This window comes from Luteitalea pratensis (assembly GCF_001618865.1).
GTDB lineage: Bacteria > Acidobacteriota > Vicinamibacteria > Vicinamibacterales > Vicinamibacteraceae > Luteitalea > Luteitalea pratensis.
On the sequence record NZ_CP015136.1, the window covers coordinates 4910395 to 4922099 of the forward strand.

At 66.7% G+C, this 11705-nt stretch carries 13 protein-coding genes; 8 read left to right on the plus strand and 5 right to left on the minus strand.

The genetic code is table 11. From position 1 onward, the window contains the following. Complete coding sequence (locus tag LuPra_RS20480; RefSeq protein WP_110172471.1) at window positions 1-990, plus strand: dihydroorotate dehydrogenase-like protein; 990 nt, start codon at window positions 1-3, stop codon at window positions 988-990. A gap of 73 nt (window positions 991-1063) precedes the next feature. Here the strand turns inward: LuPra_RS20480 and LuPra_RS20485 are convergent, their stop codons facing one another. Together LuPra_RS20485 and LuPra_RS20490 are read right to left on the minus strand one after the other, a co-directional pair. Beyond that, window positions 1064-1429 carry a low affinity iron permease family protein gene (locus tag LuPra_RS20485; RefSeq protein ID WP_110172472.1) on the minus strand — a complete coding sequence of 122 codons (366 nt, stop codon included), beginning with the start codon at window positions 1427-1429 and terminating at the stop codon, window positions 1064-1066. Window positions 1430-1903: 474 nt separating this feature from the next. Continuing rightward, entirely contained in the window at window positions 1904-2611 is a 708-nt protein-coding gene (locus LuPra_RS20490; RefSeq protein ID WP_234800484.1) for a YceI family protein, read from the minus strand. 215 nt (window positions 2612-2826) lie between these two features. Between LuPra_RS20490 and LuPra_RS20495 the strand changes: the two genes are divergently transcribed. Beyond that, a complete protein-coding gene (locus LuPra_RS20495; protein WP_157899478.1) occupies window positions 2827-3318 on the plus strand; it encodes a DUF1810 family protein in 492 nt (163 codons plus the stop codon). 93 nt (window positions 3319-3411) lie between these two features. Here LuPra_RS20495 and LuPra_RS20500 read toward each other — a convergent pair whose 3' ends face one another. Next, window positions 3412-4815, minus strand: coding sequence for an alpha/beta hydrolase family protein (locus LuPra_RS20500; RefSeq protein WP_110172474.1), 1404 nt, complete (start codon window positions 4813-4815; stop codon window positions 3412-3414). Between the two features lie 170 nt (window positions 4816-4985). Here LuPra_RS20500 and LuPra_RS20505 point away from each other — a divergent pair, with 170 nt between their 5' ends. The 6 genes from LuPra_RS20505 to LuPra_RS20530 all read left to right on the plus strand — a co-directional run bounded on the left by LuPra_RS20505 (window position 4986) and on the right by LuPra_RS20530 (window position 9822). Then, on the plus strand, window positions 4986-5522 hold the full coding sequence (locus tag LuPra_RS20505; RefSeq protein WP_110172475.1) for an SDR family NAD(P)-dependent oxidoreductase: 537 nt from the start codon (window positions 4986-4988) through the stop codon (window positions 5520-5522). A gap of 59 nt (window positions 5523-5581) precedes the next feature. Next, the gene (locus LuPra_RS20510) at window positions 5582-6247 is read left to right on the plus strand and encodes a nuclear transport factor 2 family protein (protein ID WP_234800485.1); all 666 of its coding nucleotides are present in this window, start codon (window positions 5582-5584) and stop codon (window positions 6245-6247) included. 33 nt (window positions 6248-6280) lie between these two features. Further along, window positions 6281-7141 carry an alpha/beta hydrolase gene (locus tag LuPra_RS20515; protein ID WP_110172476.1) on the plus strand — a complete coding sequence of 287 codons (861 nt, stop codon included), beginning with the start codon at window positions 6281-6283 and terminating at the stop codon, window positions 7139-7141. A 14-nt stretch (window positions 7142-7155) separates the two neighbouring features. Next, window positions 7156-7740 carry a hypothetical protein gene (locus LuPra_RS20520; protein WP_110172477.1) on the plus strand — a complete coding sequence of 195 codons (585 nt, stop codon included), beginning with the start codon at window positions 7156-7158 and terminating at the stop codon, window positions 7738-7740. A 172-nt stretch (window positions 7741-7912) separates the two neighbouring features. Beyond that, window positions 7913-8356: an META domain-containing protein gene (locus LuPra_RS34630; protein ID WP_418001389.1), complete on the plus strand. Its 444-nt coding sequence runs from the start codon at window positions 7913-7915 to the stop codon at window positions 8354-8356. A gap of 65 nt (window positions 8357-8421) precedes the next feature. Continuing rightward, a complete protein-coding gene (locus LuPra_RS20530) occupies window positions 8422-9822 on the plus strand; it encodes a Gfo/Idh/MocA family protein (protein ID WP_110172479.1) in 1401 nt (466 codons plus the stop codon). A gap of 261 nt (window positions 9823-10083) precedes the next feature. On the opposite strand, the gene LuPra_RS20535 is transcribed toward LuPra_RS20530, so the two are convergent. Continuing rightward, the gene (locus LuPra_RS20535) at window positions 10084-10590 is read right to left on the minus strand and encodes an outer membrane beta-barrel protein (protein WP_157899480.1); all 507 of its coding nucleotides are present in this window, start codon (window positions 10588-10590) and stop codon (window positions 10084-10086) included. Between the two features lie 138 nt (window positions 10591-10728). Beyond that, window positions 10729-11703 carry a hypothetical protein gene (locus tag LuPra_RS20540; protein ID WP_110172481.1) on the minus strand — a complete coding sequence of 325 codons (975 nt, stop codon included), beginning with the start codon at window positions 11701-11703 and terminating at the stop codon, window positions 10729-10731. Between the last annotated feature and the right edge of the window lie 2 nt (window positions 11704-11705).

Here is an 11705-nt window from a genome sequence, read left to right on the forward strand (position 1 = left end):
ATGGCGGACCTCTCGACGACATACCTCGGGCTCCCGCTGCCGCATCCGATCGTGGCCTCTGCAGGACCCATCGCGCAGTCGCTCGACGGCATCCGGTGCCTCGAAGACGGCGGCGCGGCGGCCATCGTCCTGCCGTCGCTGTTCGAGGAGCAGATCCAGCGCGAGAACGAGGCCCTCGCCCGCCTGACGGCCGCGGGGGCCGACAGCACCGGCGAGGCCAGCAGCTACTTCCCGCCGAAGGCCGGCGTCGAGGCCAGCTCGGGCGCATACCTCGAGCTCGTGCGCCAGGCACGAAGAGCGGTGAGCGTGCCGGTGATCGCCAGCCTGAACGGCGCCACGACCGACGGGTGGGTCGACTACGCGGGACAGGTCCAGGAGGCGGGGGCGCACGCCATCGAGTTGAACTTGTTCCACATCCCCACCGATCTGGCTGCCACCGGACGCGACGTCGAACGACGATACGAGGAGGTCGTCGGTGCCGTGTGCGCTGCCGTCTCGATCCCGGTCGCGGTGAAGATCGGTCCGTATTTCAGTGCCATGGGCGAGATGGCGGCGCGTTTGGTGACCGCCGGGGCGCGCGGACTCGTGCTGTTCAACCGCTTCTACCAGCCGGACTTCGATCTCGACCGGATGCTGGTCGCGCCGACCCTCGACCTCAGTTCACCGGCCGAGATCAGGCTGCCACTGCTTTGGCTCGCTGTGCTGCACGGCCGTCTCGACGCGTCGCTGGCGGCGACCACCGGCGTGCACTCGCACGTCGAGGCCGCCAAGTACATCCTCGCGGGGGCCGATGCCGTGATGTCCACCTCGGCCCTGCTCAAGCACGGCCCAAAGCATCTCGCGACGATGCGCCAGGACCTCGAGGCATGGATGGACGAGAAGGCGTTCACGTCCGTGGCGCAGATCCGCGGATCGATGAGCCAGCAGCGCGTTGCTGCGCCCTCGGCCTTCGAGCGAGCGAACTACATCAGGATTCTCAATAGCTGGTAGGGCCGCGGGTTCAACGGCGCCGCGCCAGGCGCAAAGACCGACGCTCCAAGGCGGCAGCGGGCCGCATTCGCCTCTACCGAGCCGATCGCTGACGTTTCAGCGCCTCGAACTCCTCTTGCAAGCGATCGAGTTCGTTGTCCGACATGCCCTCGAGCCGGACCAGATGATCACGGGCACCGGTCGTACTGCGAATCAGTTCGTCGAGCTTCAGTTGCAGGGCCCTGGTGTCGCGGTTCTGGGTGTTCTGCAGGAGAAACGCGACGAGAAACGTCGCTTGGGAGGCCAGGGTATTCATCGTCAATTGCCAGGTGTCGGAGAATCGGAACACCGGTCCCAGGACGAGCCACAGTGCGGTCACCACCACGGACGCCATGAACGTCCAGGGCGATCCGATGATGGCAGCAGTGCGGTCGGCGATGTTACGGAATGTGTCCTGCATACGAAGTGGCTCCCTGATCGATGCGCCGGACTCCCGGGCGGTGCAGCCCTTCGCATTGCAACGGGCGTACCTTCTGCATCGATCGGGCACCTGCTCGAATGGCAGGGCTGGCTGTGGACGCGGCTTTCCACTGGCTCGACGACCCGTACCGCCACGCACTACACCCTGAAGGTCGATATCGGCGGCCTCAGTGGCGTCCTTGCGCCGCTGCTCGGCAAGCAGCCGCCCGATTCGCACGTATGGATTCTGGGCGGCGAAGCGCCAGCATTCGTGAAGTCCGAGCAACCGCTGTACATGGGCGGGCCGCTCTGGCGCATCGAACTCGTCAGCCCGACGTGGCGTCGGGCGGGAGCGGCGAAACACTGACTTTGCAGCGTGACTGCGCGAGGCGTTGCGCATCGCTGCGCAGCGACGGCCGCTGGAGCACCGACGGACGACGCGGCGTCGCGCCGGCGTCGTCCGGTCAGCTGGCGCTTACTTGCTGGGTACCGCCTGCACCGACAACGTGATCTTCACGTCGTCTCCGACCAGGAATCCGCCGGTCTCGAGCGCGGCATTCCAGTTCAGGCCGTAGTCCTTGCGGTTCAGCGTGTATTCGGCCTCGAAGAAGATGCGCTCGTTGCCCCAGGGGTCCGCGGCCTTGCCGAGGAAGCTCACGGGCAGCGTGATTCGACGAGTGACGTCACGAATCGTGAAGTCGCCGGTGACCTCGAACAGTTCGCCGCCGCGCGCCGCCAGCGAGGTACTGACGAAGGTGATCGTGGGGAACTTCTCGGTGTCGAAGAAGTCGCCCGAACGGAGGTGCGCATCGCGGTCCTTCTGGTTGGTGTCGATGCTCGCGGCCTGGATGGTGAAGGTCACCGTCGAATTGGCCGGGTTGGCATCGTCGAAAGCGATCGTGCCGGCGAACTCCGAGAACCGGCCGCGCACCTTCGTGATCAGGTGGCGCACGGCAAACGTCGCGTCGGAGTGGGTGACGTCGATCGCATAAGTCTGAAGGCCGATGGGAGCGGTGGCGGTGGCGGTAGTAGTCATGGTCTTGTCCTTCGATTCCTGTATGTGGGCGAGCCCGCCGAAGGTGTCGTCGTGCGACGACTGGAACGGCCGGCTCTGGTTGAGTTCCAGCTGCAAGCCAGAGTGCATGTGACGACAATAAATGTTTAAACACACATTGTCAATCATGAAGAGACATGCCGTCCACTATCGTCTCCTCATCGCTCCGCCCTGGGCCCTGGGGACTTAACGGCGTGCTTTCGTATGCGGTCAGGCAGCGGACAAACCAAATCGGCCTGCGGATGGCGTTGGGCGCGAGATCACGGGATATCCTGCTCTCCTTCACCGGACGTGGCCTGCGCGAGCAAGCCGTATGGAGCCGGGGCACGGAGACGGGTAAGCCGATGTCACGATTGGATCGTTTCCGCGAGGCCCAGAATTCGTCGCACGCGGGATTCGAGTCCGCTCTCGCCGAGTTGAGAAGTGGCGGGAAGCGTGGACATTGGATCTGGTACGTATTCCCCCAGATCGATGGGTTGGGGATGTCCGGCATGTCGCAGGCGTTCGCGATCGATGGCGAGGACGAGGCCGCAGCATTCCTGCGCGACGCGGAACTGCGTTCCCGGTTGCTTACGATCACCAGCACGGTCGCCGAGCAGTTGAGCACGGGCCGAGTGTCGTCGCTGCGCACCTTGATGGGCTCCGACATCGACGCCATGAAGGTCGTGTCGTCGCTGACGCTCTTCGGCCACGTCGCCAGGAAACTCAACGACATCGAGGGCCTCGATGCGTACGGCGCGATGGCGAGAGTCGCAGACGACGTATTGGCCATGGCGGAGTCGCAGGGATATCCGCCTTGCGCCCATACGCTGCGGCGCCTGCGCGCCACAGCGTGATGTCGTCAGCGACTTACGATTCAGTCCTTGTTCTTCTGCTCTAAGCAAGGTGCTCCCCTTCAGTCGTCGCTGGCCACGCGTCGCTCGCTCGACTCAGCGTCGAACCGCTGCCGCGGCCGCCGCGTCCAGTTCTTCCTCGGTCGGGAAGCGGTCGAAACGGCGCGTGAGCGGTTTTCCACGCAGGTGCGTGTCGAAGAAATCGAGCATCGCCGTCCAATCGTCCGCCGTGAACGCATGGCCGTGGTGGGCGTAGTTCACGCCGAGCCGAGTCTCGGCGCCCAGGAGCGCATACGCGGGCCTGGCGCCGAGCATCGATTGGCGGACGGCTTCCGGCAGCGAGATCGTGTCGGTGTCGCCTTCGAGGGCGATGAACGGGCGCGGCGCGGCGAGCGCCAGGAACCAGTGCTGATCGAACGGCAGTTTCTCGCGTTGGCCCCGGAACTGGTGCAGGTGCGGAGAGAACCAGTTCGGGTACTTCAACTCCATGATGTCGAGCGTCTCGCTCCGGCGCGGTCCCGCGAAGCGATAGGCGCCCACTCCTCCCCCACCGGTCACCACCGGCGCGCCCATCAGGCGATCGTCGAACGCCGCCGCGATCATCGCGGCCTTCCCGTTGCGCGACGCACCTGTGATGATCAGCTTGCCCGCGTCGATCGACTTGTCCTGTTCGAGGTAGTCGGCGACACGCGACGCACCCCATGCCCAGCCCGCGAGGATGCCCCAGTCGTAGCCTGGATACATCGGAAAGAAGCGGGTGTTCCGGAACGCCCAGCTCCCATCCAGGTTACGGAGCGTGGTGTCTTCGGCACAGTCATTCGGGTTGAACAGCACCAGCGCATACCCGCGACGCAGCTCGTCTGCACGCTCCGTCGCGAATGAGGCCGCTGTCGGTGGAGTGCGGCCGCCGCGACCGCCATCGGACGCCGGCGCCGCCGCGGGGACGGGCCCGACCATCAGCAACACGTTCTCGCCGCGTCCCTGGTTGGGCCCCTGCGGCAATCGCGGCAGCACCGTCCCACCGGGCGGCGTCCCTCCGAGGAGGATGACCGCGGGGAACGGCCCTCCCGTGACTGGCGCAAACAGGCCGATGTCGAGGCCGAGATGTTCGTTCGGACCAAAGGTCAAGTGAATGAGGCGATACCGGACCGTGCCATCCAGCACCAACTCGCTCGCGATCTCCCGTCCCCTGACGTTCCCGGGCGGCGGTGGCATGTGACCCACGGCGTAGTACGACAGGACCTGTCGCATCTCTTCCCGGCGTTGCTGCCACTGACGCCGGGTCGTGACCTTCGTGCCGTCGTTCTTCACCATGACGTCGGGCATCGCGGGCCGACCAGATAACTCCGCCGCTCCAGGCAGGCTCGGCTTGCCCGTGGCGATCGGCGGCATGGGAATCTCGCGAGCAACAGCAGCGGCAGGCGTCGCTGGATCCTGCGGGCGCACGACGCTCGACAGACCGAGCAGCCCGATGGAGATCACCCACGAGATGGAACGCATGCGGCGTAATCTAGCGCATCCAGGGTGCTCCGTTGCTGTGCGATGGCTGCTGGCACACCATCCACCTGCGGCCATGGCAAGCTCCGCTGGACAGCTGGGCGCTACCTGACGCAACCTCGACCTCAGGACGCGCTGGCGCCGCGCTGACGAAGCGCTCCGGAGACGACGACATGGCCACGGCACTGATCACGGGCACGAGCACGGGCATCGGGCTCGAGACGGCACGACTGTTTGCACAGCGTGGTTATCGCGTCATCGCGGCGGCACGCCATCCCGCCAGCGCCGACGGGCTGATCGCCGCGGCCGCCGAAGGGCTGCCGATCATGCCTCTCGCCCTCGACGTGGACAGCGATGCCTCCGTCGAGGCGGTGCTTGCGCACATCGGCCACGTTGACGTGCTGGTGAACAACGCAGGCATCGGTTCGGCAGCCCCGGTCGAACACATGCCGCTTGCCGAGACGCGCGCGCTGTTCGAGACCAATGTCTTCGGCGCGATCCGGATGACGCAGGCGGTGCTGCCCTCGATGCGGGCGCGCGGCCATGGCATCGTGATCAACGTCTCGTCGGTCATGGGCAGGCTCACCCTCCCCGGCCACGGCAGCTATGCGGCAACCAAGTTCGCCCTCGGCGCGTTGAGCGAAAGCCTGGCGATGGAAGTGCGTCCGTTCGGCATTCGTTCGTCCTCATCGAGCCCGGTGTCATCCTGACGCCGATCTGGGGCAAGCGCGACGTGCCGCTGCCGGAGGGGCATGCCTATGCGGCCACGATGGCTCGTCTCATGCGCATTTTCGGCTCGCAGTTCGAAGGCGGGACTCCGCCAGCGGTGGTGGCCACAGCCATCTGGCACGCGGCACAGCATCCCGATCCGCCGTTGCACATCCCGGTCGGGCCGGACGCCGACGTATGGGTTGAGGCACGCGAGCGACTCTCCGCCGACGACTGGGTGTCGACGATGGCCGAGCCCGATGACGAGCGTTTCATCGGACGGCTGGCCGACGCATGCGGAATCGACACGCTCGACGGCCCCTCCCTCTACGCCCGGCTGGCACCGGTGCGCACGCTCGCTCGCGACTACACGGCCGCGTGGTGCAGCCAGGACGCGTCCCGCGTGGCGTCGTTGTTCGAGGAAGACGGGACGCTCACCATCAACGACGGCGTGACCGCGCGCGGACGGGCGGCCATCGCGCAGGACGCGCAGGGCTTCATGACCGCGTTCCCGGATCTCGTGGTGACCCTCGACCGGCTGGAGCCGCGAGGCGACGCGGTGCGCTATCACTGGACGCTCACGGGCACCAATACCGGTCCAGGCGGCACCGGCAAGCCTGTTCGGGTGAGCGGTCACGAGGCATGGACGCTGGGCGCCGGTGGGCTCATCGCACGGTCGACCGGCGCCTTCGACGCGGCTGATTACGCGCGGCAACTCGCCGGCTGATCGACGGTCGCCGCGGGTGGTATCCTCCGCGGCGTGCGCCTCCTTGCAACGCTGCTGTTCGTCTTGACGGCCACGGTGGCCCAGGCACAGGTCGTCACGCGCGACATCCCGTACGCCAATCCCGCGCACGAGCGTCAGGTGCTCGACGTCCACGCGCCGCCGGGTGCCAAGGGACGGCCAGTCGTCTTCTGGATTCACGGTGGCGGCTGGCAGACCGGTCACAAGGGACTGGTCGCGCTGAAGCCGCAGGCGTTCAACGACGCCGGCTTCGTGTTCGTCTCGACCAACCATCGATTGTGGCCAGGCGTCGCGATGGGCGACATCATCCGGGACATCGCCAAGAGCCTGCGGTGGGTGCACGACCACGTCGCCGAGTACGGTGGCGATCCGTCCACCGTGTTCGTGATGGGCCACTCGTCCGGTGCACAACTGGCCGCCCTCGTGTGCACCGACGACCGTTATCTCAAGGCCGAAGGCCTGTCCCTGGGAATGCTCAAGGGTTGTGTGCCGGTGGATGCCGACACCTTCGACGTCCCCGCGATCATCGAAGTCGCCGAGGTCCGGGCGCGAGTACACGGCTTTCCGCTGCCGACCAGCGGACATCGCCAGAAGTTCGGCAACGACCCGGTGAAGCACCGCGACCTCTCCGCCGTGACGCACGTCGCGCCGGGCAAGAGCATCCCGCCGTTCCTGATCCTGCATGTGGCCGAGCATCCCGACGCCGGGGCGCAGGCCCGCCGCATGGCGGCGGCGCTGACGGCCGCGGGCATCACGGCCACCGTCGTGCCCGTCCGCGACACGTGGCACGCGGCCATCAACGACAACATCGGCAAGCCCGGCGATCCTGGCTCCGAGGCCGTGTTCGGCTTCGTCAAGCAGGTGCTGGCTCGGTGATATCCTGCCGCGCCATGACCCGTTGCCTGTTGCTCGCGCTCGGTACGCTCGTCGTCATGACCGCCAATGCGCCGGCGCAGACGCCTGCGCCCGAGGCCCAGATTGCCGGAGCCGTGCAGGCGGCACCCGCCGACCAGCGGGCCACCGCCACGGTCATCGGCTTCGATGCGCAAGGCAAGCACACCACCCTGCGCAAGGGCACGGGCACGCTGGTCTGCCTCGCCGACGATCCACGCGAGGACAAGTTCAGCGTCGCCTGCTATCACAAGGACCTGGAGCCGTTCATGGCGCGCGGCCGCGAACTCGGGGCACTCGGACCGAGGGGTCGTGGCCCCGAGGACCCGCGGTGGAAAGAGATCGAGGCCGGAACCCTGCCCATGCCGAAGGAGCCTCGGCTCACCACGATCGTGCAGGGCAGCGCGTTCGACGCCGGCACCGGCATCGTGGCCGACAGCTACACGCGCTGGGTGATCTACACGTCGGGCGCCACAACCGAATCCACGGGCCTGCCGACGACACCGGGCCCCGGTGCGCCGTGGCTGATGTTTCCCGGCACGCCGGGCGCTCACATCATGATCAGCCCGGCTCGTCCCAAGTAGGTCAGGACATGTCTTTCATGCGTGGCGAATTGCCTCTATGCAGAATCGCCCCGCTCACGCCCGGGGACAGGTGCGCGTCACGTGTCCTGGCGAGGCGACACGAGCCGCGAGGCGAGACGACGATCCCATCGTTTTTGGCATGGCAGACTTGTTGCGTTGGGATGGGTATGTGATGCCATTCCTTCGTATTGCCTCTGCTCTCTTGCTTGTCGCCGTCACGGTCGCGTGTTCGGCATCCTCATCAACTCCTACGTCGCCCACCGCATCGGCCGGCTCCTCGGGCCTGACCGCGAGCCAGGTGTCTGGCACATGGACACTCGTCTCTCTTCAGCTCGAGGGCCAGGCAGCGCAAGCCGCGCCGCCTGGATACACGCTCACCCTGAGTGATGGCCAGCTCTCGACGCGTGCCGACTGCAACACGTGCACGGGCCGCTACACCGTCGACGGCCAGACATTGACCGCCGGTCCCGTCCTGGCCTGCACCCGGGCCGCGTGCCCCACCATGGCGTTCGAATCTGCTTACACGTCTGCGCTGGGTGGAGAGAGCACGGCGACCATGTCAGGAAACATTCTCGTCCTTGCGTCCTCGCGGGGCGTCCTTCGCTTCGGCCGGTAGCGCGAGCAGGCTCGGCCATGGCGCCACGCGGTATACTCCGCGGCGTTCACGTCCGAGCCTTGACCATGACCCACACCGACCGGCGACACTTTCTCAAGCAGGGCCTGCTGGGCACCGCCAGCGTGGCCGCTGGCACCATCGGCACGACCGCGCGGTCGTACGCCCAGGTTCGCGGCGCCAACGATCGCATCAACATGGCGGTCATCGGCATCCGCAACCAGGGCACCGTTCACCTCGAGAACCTGTGCCGGCTCAAGGACAGCCACAACGTCCAGATCCGCACGGTGTGCGACACCGACGAGCGATTGTTCGCCAAGGGCGTCGCGCTGGTGGAACAGAAGACCGGCACGAAGCCGGCCACCGAATGGGACCTGCACCGGGTCCTCGAAGACAAGTCCATCGACGCCGTCTCCATCGTCGTGCCGAACCATTGGCATGCGCTGGCCGCCGTGCTGGCCTGCCAGGCCGGCAAGCACGTCTACGTCGAGAAGCCCGCCTCCTACAACATCTGGGAGGGGCGCCGGATGATCGAGGCCGCACGCAAGTACGGCCGGCACATGCAGGTGGGCCTGAACAACCGCTCCTCGGTGAACGTGCGTGAAGCCATCGCCTTCATGCACGGGGGTGGCATCGGCCCACTGTTCATGGCCCGGTCGCTCTGCTTCAAGGCGCGCGACTCGTACGGAATGTCGAGCGACAGCGAACCGCCAGCCACTTTCCACTACGACCGCTGGCTCGGGCCGGCGCCGTGGCGTCCGTACAACGAAAAGCGCGGGCACTACAACTGGCACTGGTACTGGGACACCGGCAACGGCGATACCGGTAACACCGGCCCCCATCAGCTCGACATCGCACGCTGGGGGCTCGCCAAGAACGAGCATCCGGTCTCGGTGTACTCGGCGGGCGGGCTGTACGGTTTCCGCCAGGACGATGGTGCGCCGACGCCGGCCAAGCACGTCTACGGCGACGTCGATACGTTCGGGCACGACAAGACGTCGCAGGAGACACCGAACACGCAAACGGCGACTTACACGTACGCCGACGGCACGCTGCTCGAGATGGAGACGCGCGGGCGCTACACCAACAACGAAGGCAGCCAGGGGCAGGAGGTCGGCAACCTCTTCTTCGGTACCGAAGGCTGGCTCGAGATCAGTGGCGACACGTGGAAGGCGTTCCGCCGACGCGAGCGCGAGCCCTTTGCCGGCTCGAAAGGTGGCGACCGCGAGGGGAATCACTGGGCCAACTTCATCGAAGGCCTGCGCGCCGACAAGGACGACGCATTTCACGCCGACATCCACGAGGGGCACATGTCCACGTCCCTGTGTCACCTCGCCAACATCTCGTACCGGGTCGGTCGATCGCTGAAGTTCACGGGCCAGACCGAGCGCTTCGTCGACGCGCCGGACGCAGACGCGCTGCTGATCAGGACCTACCGCAAGCCATACGTGGTGCCCGAGACGGTGTAGCCGGGGGGCGGGAATCCGTGGGGTGTAGCCGCGGGACTTGTCCCGCGGGCAGCGCGCCGGACAAGCGCTGACGCGTAGCGGACGTCCGCATGCCGGAACATCCGTGACCGTCGACCTGACTTGTCCACCGTCGCCTTGGCGAAGGTGGAAGGTCGATGGCTACACGACAGGACGTAGGCGTCGAGCTTTTTAGGCACGTCCCACGCGGTAGGGCCCGCTCTCCGAGCGCGGCCGACGGGCATGGGTCAGCCAGCACGTCTCTCACGGAAACCGGATGCCGACCGTGACCGAGTACCGCACGTGCGGCTCCCACCCGATCGTGAATTCGGGCGCGATGAACACGTGCGAAGTGGCATTGATGCGGACGCCACCGCCCAGGATGAAGGCGCCCTCGGTCGAGCTGTACGACATGCCGGCGTAGTCGTCGCTGTGGATCATCCAGCCGCCGCCGGCCGTGACGAAGGGCGCCACCCGGGACCGCAGCGGCAGGATCCCGAACCTCGCAACTCCCACCAGGAACATGTCACGGTCGTCGCCTGGCCCGCGCATGTAGAGAATCTCCGGGCCAACGGCGATGTGGCGCGTCAGCACCCACTCGAGACCACCTCCGAAGGTGCTGTGGCCGAGGCGGCCCTCATCGAGAAAATCGGCGTGTCCCGCCGTGCCGGTGACGGCCGGTATGGCTGCCGACGTCTGCGCGCGTACGTGCACGGGCAGGATGAGGCAGACGATGGCGAGGGCGGCGTGGACGAGAACGTGGGCGCGCATGAGCAGGTCTCCAACCGTAAAGGTGAAGACCGGGAGCAAATCGGCTCATGCGCCGGCCCGCTGGAACAGCGGGTCGCTACCTGGCCGTGCTCGGAGAGCGGGCCCTACCTACTGCTCGGAGAGCGGGCCTTACTTACTTCAGCGTGTCTGTGACAGGTGCGGCGCGAGCGTCGCGTGCAGCGCATCGTCGGTCGGTGGCTGCTGAACATCCTTGAACAGGTACCAGCGCTCTTCGTGTGTCGCGGCTGCTCCGGGCGCCAGCAACACCAGCGCGCCGAGCGTCTCCAGTTCGACGAACGCACCGGCCGTGTAGGCCTCCGTGTTGACGCCGAAGTCCGGATACGTCGCCGTGTCCTGCCAGTCGTACCGCTTGACGAACAGCTGACCATTCCGGTGGTATGCCGCCCAGCCCTGCCGATTGGCAATACCCACCTTCTGCGAGCCGGCACGTGCGGCATCGGTGCGAAGCCGCAGGAACTTCGGGCCGATCTGCCAGCGAGGATCAGAGAGGTCCGTGTACGCCCACATCGTCATCGCCCGGACGGGCAACAGCGCATCGTCATGTGAGGCGTACGGTTCCTGCGGAAGGATGATCGTGCCGCCCGTGTTCATGATCGTGAGGCCCCAGGGAGACACCTGCACATCCCACAGGCTCCGGTTCACCAGTCGATGACCAACGGTGACGCCGGTCCCCGTGTCGGCCAGCGTCACGGTGAGGATCTTCTGGATACCTGTCCGCGGTTCGACCGTCTGCGTCAGCGTGACCGTGCGCCCGTTCACCTGCACGTCGACGGGGTCGTTGTCAGGCGAATAGCTGCGCGGCATGTGCTCCGGGGCGATCCACAGCCGGTGGCCGCCCCACGGCCGCCACACGCCGAGGTCGGTCTTGACGCTGGTCTCCGGCACCCAGCCGAGGAGGTTGTCGCCGCCAGGGAAACCGTAGCGGACGATCCGCGGGCCAATGGCGGTCGCCACGAGCACCTCGACGGTGCCATTGGTCAGCCGGACGCACTGCCCGTCGCCGGGACATGGAACGCGATCCACCTTCACCTCCGCCACCGCCGACGATGCGAGCGCGAGCGACGTGACGACCACGATGAGCAAGCTGCGCATGG

What these genes read in the sequence shown, in the direction of transcription:
- LuPra_RS20480 (WP_110172471.1), top strand. Translation starts at nt 1, where the DNA reads ATGGCGGACCTCTCGACGACATACCTCGGGCTCCCGCTGCCGCATCCG.
- LuPra_RS20485 (WP_110172472.1), bottom strand. Translation starts at nt 1,429, where the DNA reads ATGCAGGACACATTCCGTAACATCGCCGACCGCACTGCTGCCATCATC.
- LuPra_RS20490 (WP_234800484.1), bottom strand. Translation starts at nt 2,611, where the DNA reads ATGATTGACAATGTGTGTTTAAACATTTATTGTCGTCACATGCACTCT.
- LuPra_RS20495 (WP_157899478.1), top strand. Translation starts at nt 2,827, where the DNA reads ATGTCACGATTGGATCGTTTCCGCGAGGCCCAGAATTCGTCGCACGCG.
- LuPra_RS20500 (WP_110172474.1), bottom strand. Translation starts at nt 4,815, where the DNA reads ATGCGTTCCATCTCGTGGGTGATCTCCATCGGGCTGCTCGGTCTGTCG.
- LuPra_RS20505 (WP_110172475.1), top strand. Translation starts at nt 4,986, where the DNA reads ATGGCCACGGCACTGATCACGGGCACGAGCACGGGCATCGGGCTCGAG.
- LuPra_RS20510 (WP_234800485.1), top strand. Translation starts at nt 5,582, where the DNA reads ATGGCTCGTCTCATGCGCATTTTCGGCTCGCAGTTCGAAGGCGGGACT.
- LuPra_RS20520 (WP_110172477.1), top strand. Translation starts at nt 7,156, where the DNA reads ATGACCCGTTGCCTGTTGCTCGCGCTCGGTACGCTCGTCGTCATGACC.
- LuPra_RS34630 (WP_418001389.1), top strand. Translation starts at nt 7,913, where the DNA reads ATGCCATTCCTTCGTATTGCCTCTGCTCTCTTGCTTGTCGCCGTCACG.
- LuPra_RS20530 (WP_110172479.1), top strand. Translation starts at nt 8,422, where the DNA reads ATGACCCACACCGACCGGCGACACTTTCTCAAGCAGGGCCTGCTGGGC.
- LuPra_RS20535 (WP_157899480.1), bottom strand. Translation starts at nt 10,590, where the DNA reads ATGCGCGCCCACGTTCTCGTCCACGCCGCCCTCGCCATCGTCTGCCTC.
- LuPra_RS20540 (WP_110172481.1), bottom strand. Translation starts at nt 11,703, where the DNA reads ATGCGCAGCTTGCTCATCGTGGTCGTCACGTCGCTCGCGCTCGCATCG.